Origin of the sequence: Enterococcus innesii (genome assembly GCF_022846515.1) — a bacterium.
In the GTDB taxonomy this organism is placed as follows: Bacteria; Bacillota; Bacilli; order Lactobacillales; family Enterococcaceae; genus Enterococcus_D; species Enterococcus_D innesii.
The window spans coordinates 704,752-725,895 of sequence record NZ_AP025635.1; the positions used below are offsets into that span (position 1 = coordinate 704,752).

At 44.1% G+C, this 21,144-nt stretch carries 23 protein-coding genes and 1 riboswitch; of the genes, 4 read left to right on the forward strand and 19 right to left on the reverse strand.

The window, feature by feature from the left end; translation table 11 throughout:
- Positions 1-27 precede the first annotated feature (27 nt).
- The 4 genes from ENLAB_RS03265 to ENLAB_RS03280 form a co-directional block, all read right to left on the reverse strand.
- Entirely contained in the window at positions 28-1,230 is a 1,203-nt protein-coding gene (locus tag ENLAB_RS03265; protein ID WP_244352606.1) for a glycoside hydrolase family 3 protein, read from the reverse strand.
- A 130-nt stretch (positions 1,231-1,360) separates the two neighbouring features.
- Entirely contained in the window at positions 1,361-1,891 is a 531-nt protein-coding gene (locus ENLAB_RS03270) for a folate family ECF transporter S component (RefSeq protein ID WP_005225551.1), read from the reverse strand.
- Between the two features lie 26 nt (positions 1,892-1,917).
- A riboswitch (THF riboswitch) is annotated at positions 1,918-2,019 on the reverse strand.
- 223 nt (positions 2,020-2,242) lie between these two features.
- Entirely contained in the window at positions 2,243-2,425 is a 183-nt protein-coding gene (locus tag ENLAB_RS03275; protein ID WP_077452720.1) for a hypothetical protein, read from the reverse strand.
- A gap of 30 nt (positions 2,426-2,455) precedes the next feature.
- Positions 2,456-3,721 carry an MFS transporter gene (locus tag ENLAB_RS03280; protein WP_081118173.1) on the reverse strand — a complete coding sequence of 422 codons (1,266 nt, stop codon included), beginning with the start codon at positions 3,719-3,721 and terminating at the stop codon, positions 2,456-2,458.
- A 222-nt stretch (positions 3,722-3,943) separates the two neighbouring features.
- Between ENLAB_RS03280 and ENLAB_RS03285 the strand changes: the two genes are divergently transcribed.
- Positions 3,944-4,600: a Crp/Fnr family transcriptional regulator gene (locus tag ENLAB_RS03285; protein WP_077452722.1), complete on the forward strand. Its 657-nt coding sequence runs from the start codon at positions 3,944-3,946 to the stop codon at positions 4,598-4,600.
- Between the two features lie 57 nt (positions 4,601-4,657).
- Here ENLAB_RS03285 and ENLAB_RS03290 read toward each other — a convergent pair whose 3' ends face one another.
- The 15 genes from ENLAB_RS03290 to ENLAB_RS03360 all read right to left on the reverse strand — a co-directional run bounded on the left by ENLAB_RS03290 (position 4,658) and on the right by ENLAB_RS03360 (position 18,896).
- Positions 4,658-5,050 carry an OsmC family protein gene (locus ENLAB_RS03290; protein WP_244352609.1) on the reverse strand — a complete coding sequence of 131 codons (393 nt, stop codon included), beginning with the start codon at positions 5,048-5,050 and terminating at the stop codon, positions 4,658-4,660.
- The gene (locus tag ENLAB_RS03295) at positions 5,047-5,937 is read right to left on the reverse strand and encodes an ATP-binding cassette domain-containing protein (RefSeq protein ID WP_008378908.1); all 891 of its coding nucleotides are present in this window, start codon (positions 5,935-5,937) and stop codon (positions 5,047-5,049) included. Before ENLAB_RS03295 ends, ENLAB_RS03290 begins: the two co-directional genes overlap by 4 nt.
- Positions 5,937-6,815, reverse strand: a complete 879-nt coding sequence (locus ENLAB_RS03300) for an ABC transporter ATP-binding protein (protein ID WP_244352611.1) — start codon at positions 6,813-6,815, stop codon at positions 5,937-5,939. The genes ENLAB_RS03295 and ENLAB_RS03300 overlap by 1 nt, the downstream gene beginning before the upstream one ends.
- A 3-nt stretch (positions 6,816-6,818) precedes the next feature.
- Positions 6,819-7,649 (reverse strand): ABC transporter permease, encoded by an 831-nt coding sequence (locus ENLAB_RS03305; protein WP_081118184.1) that lies wholly within the window; start codon positions 7,647-7,649, stop codon positions 6,819-6,821.
- Entirely contained in the window at positions 7,649-8,608 is a 960-nt protein-coding gene (locus ENLAB_RS03310) for an ABC transporter permease (RefSeq protein ID WP_167823003.1), read from the reverse strand. Before ENLAB_RS03310 ends, ENLAB_RS03305 begins: the two co-directional genes overlap by 1 nt.
- A gap of 72 nt (positions 8,609-8,680) precedes the next feature.
- A complete protein-coding gene (locus ENLAB_RS03315; protein ID WP_077452726.1) occupies positions 8,681-10,261 on the reverse strand; it encodes an ABC transporter substrate-binding protein in 1,581 nt (526 codons plus the stop codon).
- 50 nt (positions 10,262-10,311) lie between these two features.
- A complete protein-coding gene (locus ENLAB_RS03320; RefSeq protein ID WP_244352613.1) occupies positions 10,312-11,142 on the reverse strand; it encodes a MetQ/NlpA family ABC transporter substrate-binding protein in 831 nt (276 codons plus the stop codon).
- A 255-nt stretch (positions 11,143-11,397) separates the two neighbouring features.
- Positions 11,398-12,492: an aminotransferase class I/II-fold pyridoxal phosphate-dependent enzyme gene (locus tag ENLAB_RS03325; RefSeq protein WP_244352615.1), complete on the reverse strand. Its 1,095-nt coding sequence runs from the start codon at positions 12,490-12,492 to the stop codon at positions 11,398-11,400.
- Complete coding sequence (locus ENLAB_RS03330) at positions 12,482-13,681, reverse strand: MalY/PatB family protein (protein WP_244352617.1); 1,200 nt, start codon at positions 13,679-13,681, stop codon at positions 12,482-12,484. Before ENLAB_RS03330 ends, ENLAB_RS03325 begins: the two co-directional genes overlap by 11 nt.
- Positions 13,671-14,639 carry a homoserine O-succinyltransferase gene (locus ENLAB_RS03335; protein ID WP_244352619.1) on the reverse strand — a complete coding sequence of 323 codons (969 nt, stop codon included), beginning with the start codon at positions 14,637-14,639 and terminating at the stop codon, positions 13,671-13,673. The genes ENLAB_RS03330 and ENLAB_RS03335 overlap by 11 nt, the downstream gene beginning before the upstream one ends.
- Positions 14,640-15,037: 398 nt before the next feature.
- Entirely contained in the window at positions 15,038-15,808 is a 771-nt protein-coding gene (locus ENLAB_RS03340; RefSeq protein ID WP_077452731.1) for a C39 family peptidase, read from the reverse strand.
- Positions 15,809-15,946: 138 nt separating this feature from the next.
- Positions 15,947-16,558, reverse strand: a complete 612-nt coding sequence (locus ENLAB_RS03345; RefSeq protein WP_005225537.1) for a hypothetical protein — start codon at positions 16,556-16,558, stop codon at positions 15,947-15,949.
- 118 nt (positions 16,559-16,676) lie between these two features.
- Positions 16,677-17,564, reverse strand: a complete 888-nt coding sequence (gene rsmA, locus ENLAB_RS03350; RefSeq protein ID WP_244352621.1) for a 16S rRNA (adenine(1518)-N(6)/adenine(1519)-N(6))-dimethyltransferase RsmA — start codon at positions 17,562-17,564, stop codon at positions 16,677-16,679.
- Positions 17,561-18,133 carry a ribonuclease M5 gene (gene rnmV, locus ENLAB_RS03355; RefSeq protein ID WP_077452733.1) on the reverse strand — a complete coding sequence of 191 codons (573 nt, stop codon included), beginning with the start codon at positions 18,131-18,133 and terminating at the stop codon, positions 17,561-17,563. The genes rsmA and rnmV overlap by 4 nt, the downstream gene beginning before the upstream one ends.
- Entirely contained in the window at positions 18,126-18,896 is a 771-nt protein-coding gene (locus ENLAB_RS03360) for a TatD family hydrolase (RefSeq protein WP_244352623.1), read from the reverse strand. The genes rnmV and ENLAB_RS03360 overlap by 8 nt, the downstream gene beginning before the upstream one ends.
- Before the next feature lie 185 nt (positions 18,897-19,081).
- On the opposite strand from ENLAB_RS03360, the gene ENLAB_RS03365 reads away from it, so the two are divergent.
- From ENLAB_RS03365 to ENLAB_RS03375, 3 genes are all read left to right on the forward strand, one after another.
- Positions 19,082-19,798: a hypothetical protein gene (locus tag ENLAB_RS03365; protein WP_244352625.1), complete on the forward strand. Its 717-nt coding sequence runs from the start codon at positions 19,082-19,084 to the stop codon at positions 19,796-19,798.
- A 173-nt stretch (positions 19,799-19,971) separates the two neighbouring features.
- Positions 19,972-20,832 (forward strand): metallophosphoesterase, encoded by an 861-nt coding sequence (locus tag ENLAB_RS03370; protein WP_195264781.1) that lies wholly within the window; start codon positions 19,972-19,974, stop codon positions 20,830-20,832.
- A 134-nt stretch (positions 20,833-20,966) separates the two neighbouring features.
- A complete protein-coding gene (locus ENLAB_RS03375; protein ID WP_170924028.1) occupies positions 20,967-21,140 on the forward strand; it encodes a hypothetical protein in 174 nt (57 codons plus the stop codon).
- The last annotated feature ends 4 nt before the right edge of the window (positions 21,141-21,144 follow it).

A 21,144-nucleotide genomic window follows, 5' to 3' on the forward strand; every position in this document is an offset into this window, starting at 1 on the left:
CGGAGGAAACAGCAGGTTTATTTTTTCTTAAAGTAAATGCAATGCTTCTTTCCAGAGCAAGACCCGTTTGACGGAAGCATTCAAATCAGCTTCCAAATAGCAGCCATCTTCAACCGCTTGTATGACAAAAGGAATCTGTTCTTGGTAGGTAGATGAGATCACTAGATCATTTCCCGCCTGCAACGCCTGTAATGCGGCTTCTTTTTGCGGAATGAACTCAGAAAGTCCTGCCATATCTAAGTCATCCGTCATGATGACCCCTCCAAAATGCAATTCATTTCGCAGCAGCTCATGCACGAGTTTTGAAATAGAGGCGGGTACGGTCTTATCGATACTATTGACGATCGTATGGGCGACCAAAATACTATCGGCACCAGCCTTGATCCCTGCGGCAAAAGGTAGAAAATCCGTTTCCCGCAGTGTAGATAGCGGACGGTCATCGGTGACGATTTCGACATGCGAGTCACGATTGTTGCCATAACCAGGAAAATGCTTCAAGGTTGACCCCACGTGGTGTTTCTGCAAAACATGAACCACACGTTCTACAAACGCACTCGTGCCCTGCGCATCCATACCAATGGTTCGGTCGTAGATAAAGGACTGCGGATCAGTGGAAACATCGGCAACGGGAAACAGCCCGGCATTGATGCCATACGCTTTTAAAATTTCCGCTTTCTTTGCTGTATCTTCTTCGATCGCCGACCATCCACCTTGGGCAAATAGCTGTTGTGGCGAGAGAAATCGCTGGTCCGTTAGATTTTGATTGCGGCTGATGCGAGTCACCGTGCCCCCTTCTTCATCCATGCCGATCAACAGCGGAATAGCGCTGGCTGCTTGGTAATCTGAAATTTTCTGTTTCAAGCTCTCCGCCGTCTCATTTTCGGTATCACGGCCGAATAACAGATAGCCGCCAAAGTGATAGTTTTGAAGTTCTTCGATTTGATTGCTTTCTGGTACACGGACAAAAAACAATTGCCCCACCTTTTCCTCCAAACTCATCGTGGCGATTTTTTCTGCTATTGCCTCTTCTGACTGTTCTTGCGTGGAAGTTGACGTGGTTTTTTGGCCTTCACTGACTTCTTCCTTTGTTTCGTCTCTCGAGCTGCTTTGCTGGATCACGGCTGACTCCTCCGTTTGCTGTTTTTGCTGTTCTATCACCCACTTCATCCCTCCCATTGCTACTAAGACCAAGAAAAGAAACAGTCCCATAGCGAGTCCTTTTTTATTCATAGGTTCACCTTCCCCTCTAAACAAGTTATCGAGAATGACTAAGCCAATTCTTAGAAAGAAAAAAGTGAACCACTGACGAAATATTCGCAGATGATTCACTTCAATGGATGTTATCGTTCTTTTTTACTCGTTAAACGAACCGTCGGATCAGCCGTTTGTATGGTACCGCACGCCCTACGATGTAAATCAACGCAGTTTGTATCGGGAACATGATGACTGCTTTTAGCAAGCGGACCGACCAGATGGCCCAGCTTGTCAAAGGAATATTCAGCATCATAGCTAACCAGATCGGAGTTAAGATCAAGGTTATTAAAAGTGTATTTAACAAGACGACCATCGCCGCTCGTTTTAGTGTGACTTCTTTCCGATAAAAGAAGTAGCCATAAATCAGTCCACCAACGAAGGCATTGATGGTAAAGCCGAAAAAGTAGGCTGATTTTGGAAAAATCACCATTCCTGCGATATCAGCTAATGAGGAGCCAACTGCGGTCCAAAACGGACCAAACAGCATACCCATGATCAGCTGAGGTACAAAAGAAAATGTGATTTTGATATAGGAGGTTTCAAACCCCAAGATTTGCGACAAGACCACCATTAAGGCAATCAAAAGTCCCATGACCGCAATCATGTGTGCATCGACTTTTCTTTTCATAGCGAGCATCTCCTTTTAGAGTTGCTACAAATTCATGCAGCGAATGCGAAAATAAAACCGCGAACGAATGATCGTTCTTCGTCCGAAAGGCAACATCCCATCCTTTCAGCACTTAACGCTTTATTTCCTACTCTGATTTTTATTAGGTATTGCTACCCAGACACACTATAGCATACAAGCGGGGACTGCTACAATTTTTCTTGCTTATTTTTTTGTACAAACTCTGCCAATGTTCGCTTTTCGTTTTTGCATATCAAAAAAACGCTTTTCTCATGTGAATCTTTCTGCCACTAGTAAGTGAGCAGCAAACATTCTCAAAAAAAGCGTTCATTCCTGTTTCTTGTTTCATTTCGTGCCTTACTACCCAATCAAATTGTCATTGATCAATACCGATTTGATGTCGCGTAATTGATGATCGATAGCAAGTTGTTCATGGGTCATCGTTGCGGTGACCTCTTTCATAGCGTGCATTTCTTCATTCAATTCGTTGAGGTTAGTCACTAATTTGTTCAATGCTTCAATAATCAATTGGTTGTTATCCATGGTGAAACACTCCTTTTTGTAATGTTGAGGTTAGTCTTCTTCGTTGATTGGCTGCTTCATCGTACCAACGGCGGCAACTGCGCGTTTCGTTTTATAAAACAATTTGTATAAAACAAGAACGACGACTGGGATCAGTCCGCATAAAATGTAGATTTGCGAATAATCAAACAGACCGTGCAAGCTTCCTAATGCATAGGGACCTACGCCTAAGCCGAGATCCAGCCCGATGAAATAAGTGGAGAGCGCTACGCCGACACGGTGAGGATCGACCTCTTTCAGACAGACAGCTTGGCCATTTGACATGAAAGTGCCATAGCCTAAGCCGACAAAGCAACCCGCAAGCAACAACATCCAGCTGTTGCCGGTAATACTTAATAAGAAAAGACCAAGGGTCAAGAAAAGAAAGCTAGGATACATGACTGCATCGGCGCCATGACGGTCAAATAGTTTCCCAGTCATTGGTCGAGTGAAGGTCACGGAAAGTGCATAGACGATGAAGAAAAAGGCACCGGCCGTTTCTAACCCAAGGTCACTGGCGTAGATCGACAAGAAGCCGAGAACACTGGAATAAGCCAATCCGATCAAAAAGGCAATCCCGGAAATGAAAAAGACTTTTGGTTCGACAAAACTTTTGATGGACCATTTTTTTAGTTGTGCTCTGTGTTCTTCTGTTAATGGGATGTTTTTGACTGGGAACCAGAAACAAGCGATGGCTGTTGCGATCGATAAGATGGTTGCTAACCAAATAATGAAATCAAAGCCGACGGTCGGCAGTAAAAGCATGCCAATAAAAGGTCCGACTGCCGCTGCTAAACTGGTACTTAATCCATAGTAATTGATCCCTTCCCCATGTTTGGAAGCTGGGATATATGCGGTGACGATCGCATTAGCCGCAGTTGAGACAGCACCATAAGCAAACCCATTGAAAAAGCGTACGGTATCTAAAATATAAATATTGACTGAGACTAAATAGGCAGCGGTGGTAATGACATAAAACAAAATCCCCCAGCGCAAAACGGCTTTGCGACCGACTAATTCTAAAATTTTTCCGACATACAAGCGAGCGATCAAGGTCCCGATAATGTAGATCCCCGCTGCCAAGCCAGCTTGTGCGGTGGATGCCCCTAACTCCTGCGTGGCAAATTTCGCGGTGATGACGACAAAACAATAATACACGAGAAAGACGATAAAATTGATCAAGGTAATCGTGATAAACCCTTTGTTCCATAGTTTTTCATTTTTGGTTGATGGCAACGAGCTGACGACTCCTTCTTGATTGGTTTCCCTATCTGACATGTTTCTTCCATTCCTCCTGTTTGTGCTGTGATGCGTTCTACTATACCGAAACTTCCTCTGCTTGAAATGCGCTTTTGCTGTTAAAAAAGAGCATTAACAAGAAACATTAACATTTGTTATTGCTTTTTCACCAGAAATGTCTTTTAATGAAGCATGAATAGAGGAAATTTCAGATTTTTTTCAGAAAATGTTGGGTTGGCATCAAGTGAAGGAGTAACGTGGGTGGAGAAACAGATATTACGTGATTATTTAGAAAAACAAGCAATACCGGTCGTTATCCGTAAGAAAAAGAGTTACTTGACGTATGAAGGGATCCCGGATCGGTACGTCTACATTTTAAAAAAAGGCATCATCAAAACTAGCGTAGTGACCCATGAAGGGCGCGAATTCAACTTGCGCTATTTGACGGATTTCGAAATCGTCTCTTTGTTTAAAGACGAATCCTCTCAAGAAGTCGAAGCCCCTTTTAATGTACGGGTTGAATCAGAAGAAGCCGAATTATACAAAATCGTGCGGGATCAATTTTGGGCAGATGTCAATCGTGACCGTCTGCTGCAGGATTATGTCAAAGAGTATTATCGACGAAATTTGATGGATACGATGAAAAAGATGCAGCAAATGCTGATGAACGGCAAATTTGGTGCTGTCTGTACTCAAATCAATGAGTTGTATGAAACTTTTGGGGTTCAAACAACTGACGGTGTCTTGATCGATTTTGAAGTCACCAATGAAGAGATTGCTCGCTTTTGCGGTATTACCTCTGCCAGCAGTGTCAATCGAATGATGCAAAAATTACGAGAATCTGGCGCCCTAAAGAGTGTCGATCGCAAACTATTAGTGACAGATATCGACTTTATTCGGGAGAATATTATTTATTGATCAAAAAAAAAGACTTTGTATGCCTTTTGGTTTCAGGCACACAAAGTCTTTTTTCGATTAAAAAAACGTCACCGTTTCCGTCACTTCGATCGTTGGATCTAATGATTGGATCACGGGGCAATTTGGTGAAACGAGTTTTAGGCAACGGGTCGCTTTGTCATGATCAGCTTCGGCGATTTTCGCATAAAACTGAATGTGGATAGCACTGACTGGTTGGGCTTTTTTGTTGTCGTCTCGGTCATAGCTGACTTCGATCTTTTCGATTTCTGCTGTGATTTTTGAATTCTCTAAGACGGATGCGTATACATAGCCGCCGCAAGCAGCGACCGCACTCACCAGCATTTGGACTGGCGAATAGCCTTTTTCCCGTGCTAACACCCAATTGCCAGTTGGGGTCGTCATTTCAAATTTGTCGCTTCCTTGATGGATCGTCAATGTTTCTACTGTCATCGTTTTTCTCTCCTCACAAAATGATCTGGTTCAACTTCGACCCATTCATACAATGGTGTCAAAGTAATCGTGCTTTGAATTTCCGTTTGTTCCATCGCACCTCTTGCTAACACAGGATCAGCGATCGGCGCTGCTGCTAATAATTTCTTCGTGTAAGGATGCAGCGGATTTTCAAACAAACGATCGGTAGGTGCCAATTCAACTAATTTCCCTTGATACATGACGGCTGTTCGATCACTGATATGACGAATCACGGACAAGTCATGGGAAATGAATAAATAAGACAATGAAAACTCTTTTTGTAGACGCAGCAGCAATTGGATGATCTGAGCCTGAATGGAGACATCTAATGCCGAAGTCGGTTCGTCACACAAGACGAACGCCGGGCGATTGACCACCGCACGAGCGATACCGATCCGTTGCCGTTGTCCGCCGCTGAAACTGCGAGGCAGTTTATGAACATCATCACCGGTGATCCCGACGATCGCTAAGATTTCTTTGGCTTTCGCTCGAGCAGCATCTTTCGTTTCATGATACAACGGCTCCATCACCAGTTCAAGTGCCGTCATACGGGGATTCAATGAGGAATACGGATCTTGGAAAATGATCTGCATTTGCTGATACGCTGCTTTGCGATCTTCTGCCGTCAATGCTGTTATCTCTTTGCCTTCAAAGAAAATCTCCCCGCTTGTTAAGGTCTCTAAATTTAAAATACTGCGTCCTAAAGTGGTTTTCCCACTCCCAGATTCCCCCACTAGCCCCAATGTCTCGCCCCGATGGATCGTAAGGCTGACATCTTCGACCGCTCGGACTTCACTGACAGTGCCGCGCCAGTTTTTACTGCGAAAGATTTTCGTCGCATGTTCTACGCGAATCAGTTCTTCCATTATTCTGTCACCTCCTGATTGCGCCAGACGCGATGTGTCTTAGATAGTTGCGTTTCTTGCAGTTCATCTGCCAATGTCTCATGATAGTCAAAGACTTTTAATTCGGCATGCTTGTCGCCTAAATGGGCCGCCTGCAATAATTGTTTCGTATAAGGATGTTCCGGCTGATAAAAAATTTCTTCCGTGGTGCCTTCTTCCACGACTCGGCCTTGATACATCACTTTAATAAAGTCGCACATTCCTGCAACGACCCCAAAGTCATGGGTCACAAGGACGACGGAAAGCTGGTTCTCTCTTTGCAGGTTTTTGATCAATGCCAAAATCTGTGCTTGGATCGTCACATCTAAAGCCGTTGTCGGTTCATCTGCGATCAGCAATTTCGGTTGCGCCAACAAAGCCATGGCGATCATCACCCGCTGACGCATCCCCCCAGATAGCTCATGAGGATATTGTTTCATGCGTTGTGCTGGAAAAGGTATGCCGACTTTTTCTAATTCTTTGACGGCGATTTCTTGTGCTGCTTTCTTCGATACTTTTTGTGAACGGCGAATCACTTCGATCAAATGATAGCCGATCGTACGCAAAGGATTTAATGAAGTCATCGGGTCTTGAAAAATCATAGCAATTGGTAATGTTCGACGATTGCTAACTGCTGCTCCTTCAAATGTATAACTGGCATAGTGATCGGTCACTTTATCGGGCAAAAGATCCATGACACTTTTCATGGTCATACTTTTGCCGCTGCCTGATTCGCCCACGATCCCAACCACTTTGCCCTTAGGAATCACCAGATCAAGATTTTTGACTAACGGTTTCGGCCCGGTTTTGCTTTGAAATGTCACATTCAACGCTTCGATCGCTAATAACTCTGTCATCATCGGTCACACCTCTCTTTGCAAGACATGTTTGATCATGTCGCCGATATTGTTAAAGGAATAGATGGTGAAAATAACAAAAAGCCCGGGAAGGATCGCCATGTATGGTGCCCGCTGCAAGCTGTTTTGCGCGTTTTGCAACAGACTGCCCCACGAAGCCATCGGTTGCTGAATGCCTAAGCCTAGAAAACTCAAAGCCGATTCGGTCATGATCGCTCCTGAAATACTTGCAGATGCCGCAACGATCAAGGTTGGCAGTACTGCTGGGAAAACATGCTTAATGATAATACTAAATGAAGAACGGCCGATAAATTTCCCGTAAGCGACATATTCCCGTTCTTTCGCCGCTAACGTTTCACCACGAATCAAACGAGCGATGTTCATCCAGGAGAAGCCGCCGATCACAATAATAATCGTGGTTAGTCCGGGACGTAAAAAGACGCTCAAAACGATCACTAACACCAACCAAGGAATCGATGACAATACATCGACGAGCCGCATCAGCAAGTTGTCGATCCAACCACCAAAGTAGCCAGAAACAAGACCGACAAGAGTCCCAATAAACGTCGCAGTGATCATTGCCAAAACACCTACAAACAAGGACACCCGACCGCCGTAGACGACCCGAATAAAGTAATCCCGCCCCACTTCATCGGTTCCAAATAAATGAGCCCAACTCGGCGGCTGTGACATGTTGCTGACATCCGTTGCATTGGGATCGATGGGGATCAAAGGTGCAACAAGCGACAAAATAATCAATAACGTCAGGAAAACGACAGAAAAGGTATAGATGGGCGAAGCAAGCATGACTTCACTGATTTTTTTGAAACGTTTCATTACTTGCTCCCTCCTTTACGGATACGTGGATCAACCACGGAGTATAATACATCCGCTAACAAATTCCCTAAGATGACCAGTGTTGCTGACAACAGCATGATGGCCATGATCACAGGATAATCGAGGCTTTTCGTCGCACTCATCAAGTAAGGTCCGACGCCCGGCCAGCCGTAGATCGTTTCTGTAATGATCGCACCGGTAACTAACATCGGCAACGCCAAGCCGATTTGGGTGACAACGGGAATCAAAATATTGCGACTAATATGACGGCTGAAAATCTGCCATTTGCTGGCATGAAATGCCCGTTGCACCATCACGTAGTCTTCTGAAACTTGTTGTGTCGCTGATGCGCGGATATACCGCGTCAAATCTGGAAAGAAGGCGACTGTCAATGTCGTATAAGGCAAAATAAAATGCTGCAGAAAATCGCCAAAATCCCCTTCTTTACCGACCGTATACATGCCAATGATTGGAAACATATTTAATAAGTAACCAAACACATAAATCAAGATCATCGCAAACCAGAAGGTCGGCACAGCGATCCCTAAAGATGCCACAGCGTCAATGATCCGATCCCAAATCTTTCCTTTGTTGGCAGCAGCCAACAGGCCCAAAATGATCGCCAACAACAAGGCAGTCAAATAAGCGGGGATCACTAGGCGCATCGTATTCGGAATCCGAGTCGCAAGTTCTTGTGAAATGCTACTTTGAGACACCAAAGAAAAGCCAAGATTACCGGTAAGAACATTTCTGATCCAAAGAAAATATTGAACCAAAAAGGGTTGATCCAAGCCATAGCGCTGCCGCAAAAGATCGATTTGCTCTTGCGACATATTGGGTGTCGTGATGGAGTCGATCACATCATACGGTGCGATATGTATAAGCGAAAAAACGATAAAAGAGATCACAAACAGCAAAGGGATTGCTTGCAATACTCGTTTTGCAATGTATCGAAACATAACTGACCTACTTTCTTTTTCATAGAAAAAAGCTGTGATAAAAAAGATTCCTCTTTATCACAGCCAATGGATTTACTTGATTGTCAATTTAGACATATCTTCGAATGTATAGATTGGGATCAAACCTGCATCTTCTACATTACCAATTCGGTTATTGACCGCTAGGATTTTCTTGTTGTCAACGATTGGGTAAATGATCGCTTCGTCAGCAATGGCTTTTTGCAAATCATCATACAATGCTTCACGTTTGTCCGTGTCTAATTCAACTGCTGCTTGGGCGAACAAATTGTCAATGGTTTCGCTATTGCTTTGGAAGTAGTTGGCACTACCGCCAGTTTCAAATAGACTGCCGTATAAGTCAGGGTCATTTCCCATGATATATCCGCCAAGGAATAAGTTGTACTTCGTTGAATCTGGTTTCTTCAACTCGGTAAAGATCGCTGTACCATCGCCACCTTCAAGGGTAACCGTTATGCCTGCTTGTTGCAATTGTTGTTGGATCAACGTAGCTTGGATCGTTTGGGCTGGATCGGTTGAGTTGAAAGCCAAATTCAATGACAAATCAGTCACACCAGCTTCTTGTAAAAGTTCTTGAGCCTTTTCGACATTTGTCTCGTATTTTTCAACATCATCAGTGACGTATGGGTTGTTCGGTGGCAAGAATGAATATGGTGTTGCATAATACTCTTCATCTAAATACGCCGCTTGATTTAATTCATCTTTGTTCAACGCATAAAGAACTGCTTGTCGAACTTTCACATCTTGCAAAGCATCTGAGTGAGTGTTCAAGCCTAGATAACCGACACGGTTTTCAGTATAAGGATAAACAGAGATCTGCGCATCATCTAAGTCTTCAATATCTGAAGGCAAGACAACGGCTGCATCCACTTCCCCTTTTTGCAAAGCGACTTTCGCCGTATCGGTACTTTCGATGATCCGCAACGTCACATTTTGAATCGAAGGCTTGCCGCCATAATAGTTTTCGTTGGCTTCAAAAGTAAAGTACTCACCACGTTTGTATTCTTTCAGTTGATACGGACCAGTGCCGACTGGTTTTTCAGGCAGTTCACTGACAGAGAAGTCGGTAACATCTTTAAAGATATGCTCGGGAATGATGTATGTTTCGGTTGCAATATTGCTGATCGCTGCCGCACTCGGTGTCGGCAACACGAATTTGACGGTGTATTCATCCACTTTTTCGATCGCGATCGGTTGGTCGTCGACCCAAAGGGAATCGGCATTGCCATTTTCTTTTTTGACTTTTTGTTCATATGTGAAAACAACGTCATCGGCGGTAAAGTCTTCGCCATCTGACCATTTCACATCTTGTTTCAAATGTACTGTCAAGGAAAGGCCGTCTTCAGCTGGTTCCACTGATTCTGCCAACGCATTTTGTGTCGTTCCATCTGCTTCCACTGTAACTAGTGGAGAATAGATCATATTTGTCACTGTCAATCCCCAACGATCACTGGTGTTGATTGGGTTAGTAGACGATGGGTCCCCGCTGATCGCATAAGTGAATGTTGAATCATCCCCAGCTCCAGCTGCACTACTGGTTGACGTTTCTTCTGTATTTGATCCACCGCAGGCTGCTAGAACAAATCCTAGTCCAACGACGGCAACACTTGCTAAACCTTTTTTCCAATTTATCATTTTTCCATCCTACTTCCTGTTCCTATATAGTAATAGTCGTTTTTACCTTTCTATTCCCATACAGGTATACTAGATTTCTTTGTTACTTCCTCGATAATTGCTTTTACTTCATCGGTCTGATAATATCGAACGACCGTTTGGTAAACGTCATTGTCTGCTTCGTCTGCTCGCGCAGCGATCACATTATAATAAGGCTTGGAGGAATCAGCCACGGGTTCTAAGAAAATCGCATCTTCTGTAGGTACCAAACCAGCATCGACGGCCATGCCATTATTGATCAAAGAAATGTCGACGTCAGTCATAGCTCGAGCAGTCTGATTGGAATCAAGCAGCTCAAATTTCAAAGCTTTGGGATTGTCAGTCACATCACTAGTTGTCGGCAGTAGACCCTTGGATTCATCCAAAGTGATCAAACCAGCCGTTTGTAAAAGCAGCAGTGCGCGACTCTCATTTGAGACATCATTCGGTAAAGCCACTGTAGCTCCATCAGCCAATTCACTGACATCTGTGATTTTATCGGAATAAATACCAAGTGGGTTTAATGTCGTATACGCAATCGTTGTGTTGGAATAGCCACTTTCTTCGTTGACATTGTCCATAAAAATCTCCGTCAATGCTGCGTGTAGATCGATCGACCCATCCTCTAGTGCGACGATTGGCTGACGATAATCGGTGAACTTCACCAATTGCAGGTCGATGTTTTCATTTTCCTTCAATTCTTCCTGCACATGTTCCCAGGCTTCGTTTTGTTCACCAACGACACCCAATTTGACAACGGTGGCTTCCTCATCTGCTTGACTGCTGCCGCAAGCGGTGAAGCTGAACAATGCCAGTAATCCAAGAGCCCCTGTTGCCAATCCCTTTACTACGTTTCTTTTCATCCCTTTTTCTCCTTTTGTTCCCTCCTCAGATCAATCGTCCCGTTTTCTTGTGGCGTTGCTCAACTAGACCAATTTCACCTTTTCTTTTAGAAAGAACTGCTTTCTCGTGAGAAAAAAGGGAGAATGCCTGTTGCCGTCAACCGAAAACATCGGACTCACTATTCATATGTAGTGTAACTTTATCCTATACAACTAAAACTGTCAATAAAATTACTCTACAAAAGTAAGTTTTTAACTAGCTGATCTGCGGTCGGGTTACTTGAATATATTCAGTGCATTTTCTAAGTCATCGATCAAATCTTTACTACTTTCGATCCCAATGGAGATTCGTAAAAGATCCGGCGTCAATCCATAAGATTCTCGCACCTCTTGAGGAATATCCGCGTGGGTCTGTGTCGTTGGATACGTGATGAGACTTTCCACACCCCCTAGGCTTTCCGCAAAGGTAAAGACCTTTAATGCCGCTAAAAAGCCGCTGATTTTGGTTTCATCAAGCATCCGAATGCTGATCATCGCGCCGGCGTTCGGATACAGCACCTCTTTGATCGCCGGATGGGCTCGTAAAAAGCGGCCGACTTCCTTGGCGTTGGCTTCTTGCCGTTCAAAGCGCAACGGCAGCGTCTTTAAACTTCGAATAAATAACCACGTATCAAAGCTGCTCAAGGTAGGGCCAGAAGTATTGGCTAAATAGTTCAAGCGCTCCCCCAGCGGCGCATCTTTGGCGATCACGACGCCTGCCAAAATATCATTGTGGCCAGATAAGAATTTGGTACCTGAGTGGATCACCAGATCGGCACCTTCCTCTAAGGGCAACTGTCGCAAGGGCGTCAAAAAGGTGTTGTCTACAATCAATAGCGCCCCCTGTTCGTGAGCAAGCTTGGCGGTTTCAGCAATATCCGTCACGGTCATCAAAGGATTCGTTGGGGTCTCTAAAAAGACAGCCGTTACCTCGTCAGTTAATTTTTCACTTAATTCTGTTACAGTACTGAAGGTATCGAAAAAGGCCCGCTGGCTTTTTTCCAATTCCGCAAAATAGCGAAAGCTGCCGCCGTACAAGTCACGAGAAACCAAAAAGCGGCTGCCGCTGGCAAACAAATCAAAAATCAAAGCGATCGCACTCATGCCAGAGCTGGTCACTACTGCCCGAGCCCCTTTTTCCAATTCAGCAAGACCCGCTTCTAAAATGTCACGGGTTGGGTTTTTGGTACGGGTATAGTCATAGCCGGTACTTTGCCCCAATTCAGGATGCGCAAAGGTCGTGGAAAGATAGATCGGTGGGCTGATCGCCCCAGTTTGCTGATCCGAATGATTGCCTAATTGTGCCAGAAAAGTTGCTGTATCAATCGTCATGTCGTTCCTCCTTTTTGATTGCCTCGATCATGCGATCAAGGGCTTGTTGAATGATAGTCGGTGTTGTCGCAAGACTCAGACGAATCAAGCCTTGACCGTCTTTGGCGAACCATTCCCCGTAATCGACTGCCAAACCGGCAGTATCTTGGATCACGTGCTTGGTTCGTTCTTTGGCAATGACTTGCCGCAGATCCACCCAGAGAAGATAGGTTCCTTCTAAGGGCAGGAGCTCAATCTTGGGAAATGCTTCTTGCAGTTGCTGGCGGATCATTTCTTCATTGGCAACAACCACTGAGAGCAGATCAGCTAGCCATTGATCTCCCGATTCATAAGCGGCTTTGGCAGCAGTTAGACCAAAACAATTAACTTCCGTCTGCTTGTATTGCCGACACCACGCGTGATAGGTTGTGCGCATCTCTAAATCTGGAATCCAAACGTGAGACAGCAATAACCCTGCTAAGTTAAAGGTTTTTGAGGGCGAATCCAGGACGATCAGTTTTTCAATGCCTAAACGCTGCGCCACTGTTATTGCCGAAACAAATTGCTGGTCACCGAGTATCAGCTCACGATGGATCTCATCGGCGATCACGACAACCTCATGTTTTTGGCAGATTGCCAATAACTGATGTAGCTCTTCCTCTTGCCAGACCCGCCCTACTGGATTGTGGGGGGAGCAGAGAATAAATAGTTTCACTTTTTCTTCAATGATTTGGGCTTCAAAAGCAGCAAAATCGATTCGATAGGAATTCCCCACTTTTTGTAAAGGTGCTTCTATCAAGCGTCTTTTCGTCTCTTTGATGCTGTCAAAAAAGGGATAGTAGACGGGCGGCTGGATCAAGATGCCATCGTCAGGTTCTGTGAAACAATGAAGCAAATCAACCAAAGATTGGACGACCCCTGTGGAAAACGAGAGCCATTTTTCTTCAAATTTCGTCCCCCAGTGGCGATCTTGCCAGCCCTGATAGGCTGAAAAATAGCCTGAGGGGGGAATGCCATAGCCGAAGGTTCCTTGAGCAACCAGTTGCTGCAAAGCTTTTTCTACTGCTTTTGGCGCCGCAAAATCCATATCGGCTACCCATAAAGGCAAAAGCTTTTCTCCTTGGAACCGTTGATCGACAAGATCCCATTTTAAAGAATCAGTGCCTTTTCGCTGCCTGGCATAGTGGGAGAGAAAATGCTCAATCGTCATTGATACTCACCCGACCTTCTGGCTCACTGCCAATTCGGTAGCCTTCTTTCGTCGGCGTGACGGACAGGTCATACGGCGTTCGCAAATAGGTTTCATTGATCCAATTGCTGAAAAACAAAGAGGCATGTCCCCGCCAACGATTGGTGATTTTTCCCCCTAAGCGGTCATAAGCAAAGTAATTTTTGGGCAATGCGGTAGCTAAGCCCCGTTCCATGTCTCGCAAGTACTCTTCATTCAGGGTCGTTGTGTGGTATTCAAAATGTCCTAGTAAAAAGACATTTTTATGATCCTCTGATACGAAGATGGAGGGTCCCGTTTCAACACCCGCTGCCAATATTTCTAAGGGGGCTTGGGCGAGCTGGACTTCATCGATGCCAGTATAGCGCGAATGGGGCGTATAAAAGACGTCGTCAAAGCCCCGAACGAGTGGATGGAAATGCGTGACTGTTTGTTCGAAGACACCGAACAATTTGCTTGGGTACAACACTTTTTCGATACCGTAATGGTAATAAAGACCTGCTTGCGCTCCCCAACAAATATGCAAGACTGAAGTGCAATTCGTCTGGCTCCAATTCATGATCTCTTGCAGTTCTTGCCAATAATCAATGGCTTCAAATGTCATTTTTTCAACAGGGGCACCAGTAATGATCAAGCCGTCGAAGCGTTGGGACTGGATCACTGAAAATTCTTGGTAGAACTTTTCCATGTGATCGACAGACGTGTTTTTGCTTTCGTGGTACTTCATTTTCAGTAAAGTCACCTCAATTTGCAGAGGGCTTTGAGAAAGCAGACGCAACAACTGATTTTCTGTAGCGATCTTTTTCGGCATCAAATTGACGATGGCGATTTTCAAGGGACGGATCTCTTGCTTCGCCGCTTTATGCTGCAGTAAGGCAAAGACATTTTCTTTTTGCAGGACCGCTGCAGCGGGTAATTCTTTGGGAATAATGATTGGCATTGCTTCAACCCCTTACAGATAAATTTCTTGTTGAAGAGAAAGCGAACAGTTTCGGCTGTGAAAAACAAAAAAAGCCGCCCTTTTATCCTTGCGGATAAAAGGGACGACTTGATGCGCGTTACCACCCTAATTCGTGCTATTCTCACAAATAACACCTCAACAGTACACTATGATACTTGGCGCTGTAACGGGCGCATGCCGTTTTGCTGGCGTGAACCAACAAAAAAACTCAGAGCTCATCTTCACTGATCACCGCATGTCTCCTTTTTCACCAACCGGAGTCTCTGTACCTTTGTTGATCTGCTACTCTTCTCTTCAACGTTATCGAAATCTTTGTTTAATTTTAAAAAATTATAATTGTTTTTTCATTTACTGTCAACGTCAAGTTTATTTTTTTCTTATAGTTCTTCTAAATATAAATATTGTTGCCCCATTTTTTCATAAATCGTTGCTAAGTCTTCTTTGCTGACTTCGCGATCTTTATGCCCATAAGGGTCATTGACATACATCGTCTCTCCGTCGATTCCCGTGATCACTACCGAGTGGATCAATGCAGTCACAAGGATTTCGCCATTTTTCGTATTCCATTGAAAGAAGTCAGCATCGGTAGGTACTTGTAATTCTAAGGTCGCGATCATCCAAACGGGTTTTCCAGATTGCAGTACTTTGACGATCTCATCAAAGCTTTTGTCTCGTCCACTAACAACTTCATATTGCTCTTTCACAATCCTTTCGGCAACATCGGTGATCGGCTCAACGTCAACCCCCATTGCGCTGTCGCCGCCATAGATGTTTCCAACAAAGCCTTCTCGCGGATCGCCATGGTGATCGTAATCCTCATAAAGTGGGACATAGGCTAATTCTTCCGCCAATTGATTTTTATTGGTATCAAATCCGTAAAAATTCAAGAGCATCGATAAAGCTGTTACTTCACAGCCGTTTCCTAGGGCAACTTCATCGAATTGATTTTCTAACGGAACATCTAATTGAATAACCTCACTGTATTCCGGCTCTGGTGTTTGTTCCTCATCCGAAAGTGCTAATGTCAATTCATCCTCTATCACTTCAAAGGGGGATTGCCCGTTCTTACTGTCATAAAAAATCAGCAGAAAGAAGAGCATCAAGACGAACATACTTAAAAGTAACCGTTTTAACTTTATCTTCTTCATCTACTTCCTCCTCTTGTATATTATAACTTATTTCTGTTTATTATTTCACTATAATAAACTTATTAGGAAGGAGTATTTTCTTAATCTAAACACAAAAAAATAGACCCGTTTAGGCAGCGGGTCTATTCAAACTGGCGCTTATGCCGCTTTCTTCTGTTTCTGAATAAAGCGTCCTTTTGCTTTCGAAAACGAACGAATATCAAATTGTTTGCTTAAGGCACCTGCAACAAAATAAGCCAAATTGAAATCGATCAAGCTATGGATCAAGCCACCGATCCCCATCAAAACGAACAAGAAATAGTAGAAATTGCCATCAAATGCGGTTCCCGGGACATTTCCTGTGAAGTAAAAGGCGGCAACGACTGCCATTTCAACGGCAGAATGAATCAGTCCAATAATCAAGTTAAAGCTCTGAAATTTGATATTCAATAAAGAGGGTTTGCCATTTTTCAGTAAAATATCTGGGTGCTTCTGTAAATAGAAGGCACCGATGACTGCAAAAACAACATGGGACAATGCCCGTAAAGCAATGATTGGTGGCAGTGTTAAGAAAAAGCCAAAGGTTGTTCCTAAAGCTACCGCGATCGCCATCGCTGGTGAAAAGAACATCGCCACAAATACGGGCACGTGGCTAGCTAAAGTAAAGGATGCTGGTCCAATGACGATTTTGGGCATTACCATGGGAATGACGATCCCCATGCCGATCAACAATGCAGCGATCGTTAAATGGCGGATGGAATGATTTTTCATTTATACTCTCTCCTTCAATGTGTCATGACAGTTCTGTCTTGCTTATTCTACTGGTATTTCCACGAGGTGTCAAGACACAAAAAAACGAATGTTTATTCAACATCCGTTTTTATAGAAGTTATCCTTTACGTGCTTGCATTTCATTGCTTAATTTGGCAAATTCCGCTAACGACAGCGTTTCTCCACGTCGTTTCGGATCGATCCCACTTGCTTCTAAGCTGTCTGCCAACCACTGTTTGGTTGTTTCATCTTTTCCATAGCTATTTTGCAAATTGTTCCAAAGGGTTTTACGACGCAACTGAAAAGCTGCTTTCGTTAATTTGAAGAACTCTTTTTCATCGGTGACTGCGACTGCTGGTTGTGAACGACGCGTCAATTTCAGAATAGCCGAATCAACATTTGGTTGAGGCACAAAAACAGTTTTCGGGACGATGAATGCCAGTTTTGCTTCCATGTAGTATTGCACAGCGATCGACAACGAGCCATAGGCTTTAGTCCCAGGAACTGCTGAGATTCGATCAGCCACTTCTTTTTGCATCATCACCACCATTTCATCTACTTTTACCTGAGACTCTAAAAAGTGCATCATAATTGGCGTAGTGATGTAGTAGGGCAAGTTTGCGACAACTTTTAATGAAGCAGCCGTATCGCTGAATGCTGACTGAATGGTCGTTGCCAGATCTGCTTGCAAGACATCTTGATGAATGATTTGCACATTTTGATATGGCTGCATTGTGTCGGCTAACACTGGAATCAACCGATCATCAATTTCAAACGCCAACACTTGCTTGGCATGTTTTGCCAACTGTTCGGTCAGCGCACCGATCCCAGGACCAACTTCGATGACGTTTGTCGTCTCGTCGATGCCTGCAGTTTCTACGATTTTCCGTAAAATATTCGGTTCTGTTAAGAAGTTTTGACCTAAACTTTTTTTAAAGGTAAAGCCATGTTTCGCTAAAATCTCTTTGGTTCTTGAGGGGGTTGCTATATCCCGTTCTTCTTTCACAATTCTTCCTCCACTGTTTTCATTGCTTCTGCCAGCTCTGCATCAGTGATACGAAACATTGCCAGCCGCTTCTCTAATTGTTTGCCATTCGTATAGCCGATGCGTAAAAGATCCCCCAACCGCTCTCGTTTCTCTTTCGCTCCAGCCCCTGCGATCAAGCCATACGCTAACAACTGTTGACGATCAATGGTCCCTTCGCTAGCTTCATTTGAAGCAATCGGGGTTACGACTTTCCGCAAGGCTTCTTTCAACGCTTCATGGCTGGCGTGTTCCACGCCTAAACTGCCTTTGTTTTTCGGTGCTGCCTGACTGCGTGGTAAAAAGGCATGCTTGGCATCCGGAACGACTTCCATAATGATCTTGCGGATCTTTTCTCCTGAAAAATCGGGATCGGTAAACACGATGACCCCTCGTGTCTCTTGGGCGTGCTCGATTTGATCAAGGATCGTATCATCAATTGCCGAACCGATCGTTTCGATGGTATCTACTTCGAACACTTCTTGCAATCGGCGGGTGTCGTCTTTGCCTTCGACGACAATGATTTCTTCGATTTTCGGTTTATCAGTCATTGATCCTAAACAAGCGGTGGGCATTTTTTGTCGTGTAGGCCGCAACATCAGCGACCGCTTCTTGCCGCAGCTCCGCGATTTTATCCACTACATAATGGGTATAGCCGGGTTCATTGCGCTTACCACGATAAGGAACAGGGGCTAAATACGGTGCATCAGTCTCAACGAGTAGCCGATCTTGTGGCACGACTTGCGCAGCTTCTTGTACCTCCGTAGCCTTTTTGAAGGTCACGACACCACTAAAGGAAATGTACATTCCTAGATCCAAGAACTTTTTCGCCCATTCGCCATCCCCGCTAAAGCTGTGCATGATGCCGCCGATCGTTTGGACTTTTTCATCCTTCAAGATCGCATAGGTATCTTCTAAGGCTTCACGGGTATGAATACTGATGGGCAGCTGATGTTCACGAGCGATCGCCATTTGCCGACGAAAGACCTTTTCTTGAACTTCTTTCGGATCTTCCATCCAGTGGTAGTCTAAACCGATTTCACCTAGGGCAACGACTTTTGGTCGTTCCAAGCGCTCTTGCAAATAGGTTTCTACATTTGGGGTATAAGAACCAGCTTCGGTGGGATGCCAACCGATAATGCTGTAAATGCCTGGATATTCTTTACTTAATGCTAACGATTTTTCAATCGTTGGCTGATCGAAACCGACGACCGCCATCTCCGTTACTCCTAGTTCTTGCGCACGGGCGACCGTTTCGGGAATGTCTTCGTTAAACTGTTCTGCATTCAAATGTGTATGAGAATCAAAAATCATGAAATCTCCTCCTTAGTCCTTCTATACTCTAGCATATTTTGACAGTTTAAGAAACGAATCCTCTCCGCTTTTTTCAGCAGTTTAAGAAAACTTTCAGCAAGCAAAAAAAATCCGCCCAAAGTTGGAGGACGCCGAAGCTGATTTTCTCTATACTGAGTGTAACGAAATCGTATGGAGGTGGAAATATGGAACGATCAAAAATTGATCCCGGCCGCTTTTTTTCTGGCCAAAAAGCAGCAGCTAAAGGCACGTTAAAACATCAATATCATTACTATCGGCAGCAAAATGCCCATCAAGCATTCAACAGCGACTTTCAGCGAAATTTCCAGCAAGATTTCCCGAATTTTGCTACATGGCTAAAATTGCAGCAGCAGACACCACAAAAGAATCAAACAGCGACTTTTTCTCACTGGTTATTGGTTGGTTTCTTCGGACTTTTGACAGCAGCAAGTTTTTCGCAACAGCTCTTATTCCTACTTTTTGTCTTTGTCTTAGCCGCTCTCGTCAAAGGACCTGGCATGATCATATGGGGCGTCGTTTATTCCTTCTTAGTTAGTCTGTTCCCGCCATTGGGTATCGTTCTTTCTGGATTATTTTTCTTACTGACCCTGCGTCAATTAACCAAAAACGTCACTTTCGTTTTGACTGCATTGTACTTTTACGGCTATCCCTTTGTCATCACAGCCCTCCAGCACTTTACGAATTGGGACCCGCAATGGCTGTGGGTCGGTAGTATGGGTTTTGCCTTGATCAGTGGCCATTTTGTCTTAAAGCAAAACTATCCCTTTGCTTCAAGTAAAAGTCTCGCATGGGCGATCATCTCCGTCCCTTATGATTGTGTCATGGCTTTGATCCCCGTCAAACACAAGGCACGCTTCAAACGATTGGTGAAAATCAAATAATTGCGATCTAGGATACAAAAGATAGGCTATTGTAGCTTCTTTTGTATCTTTTTTTATGGAAAAATCAAGCGAAATACGATGGATATTTTTTGTTATTTTTGCTTTCGTATGATTGCTTTTTTTGTAAGAATCTACTATGCTAGAAACTAGCAAATCAAAAAAGGAGCCACGCCATGTACACCCTCATTCTTATTGCATTCCTCCTTACGGGCTTGCTAGTTTACTCCTTTATTATTGAACCGCATCTTCTCAAACAACGGCATTATCTCATAAAAAAAGACAAGCGCACCGTCTTAGATATTTCAAAAGCTTATGACCTTTACCAAGCAGAGAGCAATATCGTGATCGCCCATATCAGCGACCTTCATTTTTCTCGTTGGTTTAAACCAAGACGAATGAATCGCATCATTCGATCAACGATCCAAAACAAGCCGGATCTGATCATCATCACGGGGGATCTGATCGATAATTATAAAAAATGGCCGCATCGTTCAACCAAGCGACTGATCGAAAAGCTGAAAAAATTGCAAGCGCCTCTGGGTAAGATCGCAGTTATGGGGAACCATGACCATTTGAATGACGGTCATTACTTTGTTAAGGAAATATACCAGCATGCAGGGTTTACTTTACTTGATAATGAGTCGGTTTTTGGTTCTGATGACAAGACGTCGATGAATATTGTCGGTATCGATATAGAAAGTCCGAAAGTCAGTTTTACCTATGAAGCAACTTTAGCAGAATGGCAGCTACTTTTGCTCCATGAACCCGATTATGTTTCTCGGATCACCAATCTGCCAAACTACGACTTGATTCTGTCTGGCCATAGTCATGGCGGGCAGATTCGCTTGCCTTTTTATTATGCGAAAACGAAGGGTGCGTTGAAATATACCGATGGGCTCTACCTTTTAGGCAATGAGACCTTATTGAGTGTTTCCAGTGGGGTCGGTATGACCAAGATTCCCGCCCGACTCGGCGTCCCGCCAGAGATCCTTTATTACCATCTAGAACCGCAACAGCAATCGAACGTTTCTTAACTGTTTAATGGTGTGATTGGGAAAAAATCAGCGAATCGTTTCCGCAAACGTTCGATTCACTGATTTTCTTTTTGTTTCTATCATGTTAAAATATACCAAATCAATACTTTTAAACAATTAGGAGGAACCAAAAAATGCTCATCTCAGGAACGCTCTGGTTTTTGATCGCCTTCTTCGCTTATACAGCCTATGTATACCTTCAGGGGTTGTACTTTCCTGTCATCGCATTTCTTGCTGCCTTGATGGGCTGCGGATTTTATCTCTTTGCTTTTCTCCAGCACAAAAATACGACGAAAAAACATCCTTAGCCAG

Bases quoted from the DNA above. Each gene is read 5' to 3' on its own strand.
- ENLAB_RS03265 (WP_244352606.1), bottom strand. From the start codon at position 1,230: ATGAATAAAAAAGGACTCGCTATGGGACTGTTTCTTTTCTTGGTCTTA.
- ENLAB_RS03270 (WP_005225551.1), bottom strand. From the start codon at position 1,891: ATGCTCGCTATGAAAAGAAAAGTCGATGCACACATGATTGCGGTCATG.
- ENLAB_RS03275 (WP_077452720.1), bottom strand. From the start codon at position 2,425: ATGGATAACAACCAATTGATTATTGAAGCATTGAACAAATTAGTGACT.
- ENLAB_RS03280 (WP_081118173.1), bottom strand. From the start codon at position 3,721: ATGTCAGATAGGGAAACCAATCAAGAAGGAGTCGTCAGCTCGTTGCCA.
- ENLAB_RS03290 (WP_244352609.1), bottom strand. From the start codon at position 5,050: ATGACAGTAGAAACATTGACGATCCATCAAGGAAGCGACAAATTTGAA.
- ENLAB_RS03295 (WP_008378908.1), bottom strand. From the start codon at position 5,937: ATGGAAGAACTGATTCGCGTAGAACATGCGACGAAAATCTTTCGCAGT.
- ENLAB_RS03300 (WP_244352611.1), bottom strand. From the start codon at position 6,815: ATGATGACAGAGTTATTAGCGATCGAAGCGTTGAATGTGACATTTCAA.
- ENLAB_RS03305 (WP_081118184.1), bottom strand. From the start codon at position 7,649: ATGAAACGTTTCAAAAAAATCAGTGAAGTCATGCTTGCTTCGCCCATC.
- ENLAB_RS03310 (WP_167823003.1), bottom strand. From the start codon at position 8,608: ATGTTTCGATACATTGCAAAACGAGTATTGCAAGCAATCCCTTTGCTG.
- ENLAB_RS03315 (WP_077452726.1), bottom strand. From the start codon at position 10,261: ATGATAAATTGGAAAAAAGGTTTAGCAAGTGTTGCCGTCGTTGGACTA.
- ENLAB_RS03320 (WP_244352613.1), bottom strand. From the start codon at position 11,142: ATGAAAAGAAACGTAGTAAAGGGATTGGCAACAGGGGCTCTTGGATTA.
- ENLAB_RS03325 (WP_244352615.1), bottom strand. From the start codon at position 12,492: ATGACGATTGATACAGCAACTTTTCTGGCACAATTAGGCAATCATTCG.
- ENLAB_RS03330 (WP_244352617.1), bottom strand. From the start codon at position 13,681: ATGACGATTGAGCATTTTCTCTCCCACTATGCCAGGCAGCGAAAAGGC.
- ENLAB_RS03335 (WP_244352619.1), bottom strand. From the start codon at position 14,639: ATGCCAATCATTATTCCCAAAGAATTACCCGCTGCAGCGGTCCTGCAA.
- ENLAB_RS03340 (WP_077452731.1), bottom strand. From the start codon at position 15,808: ATGAAGAAGATAAAGTTAAAACGGTTACTTTTAAGTATGTTCGTCTTG.
- ENLAB_RS03345 (WP_005225537.1), bottom strand. From the start codon at position 16,558: ATGAAAAATCATTCCATCCGCCATTTAACGATCGCTGCATTGTTGATC.
- rnmV (WP_077452733.1), bottom strand. From the start codon at position 18,133: ATGACTGATAAACCGAAAATCGAAGAAATCATTGTCGTCGAAGGCAAA.
- ENLAB_RS03360 (WP_244352623.1), bottom strand. From the start codon at position 18,896: ATGATTTTTGATTCTCATACACATTTGAATGCAGAACAGTTTAACGAA.
- ENLAB_RS03365 (WP_244352625.1), top strand. From the start codon at position 19,082: ATGGAACGATCAAAAATTGATCCCGGCCGCTTTTTTTCTGGCCAAAAA.
- ENLAB_RS03370 (WP_195264781.1), top strand. From the start codon at position 19,972: ATGTACACCCTCATTCTTATTGCATTCCTCCTTACGGGCTTGCTAGTT.
- ENLAB_RS03375 (WP_170924028.1), top strand. From the start codon at position 20,967: ATGCTCATCTCAGGAACGCTCTGGTTTTTGATCGCCTTCTTCGCTTAT.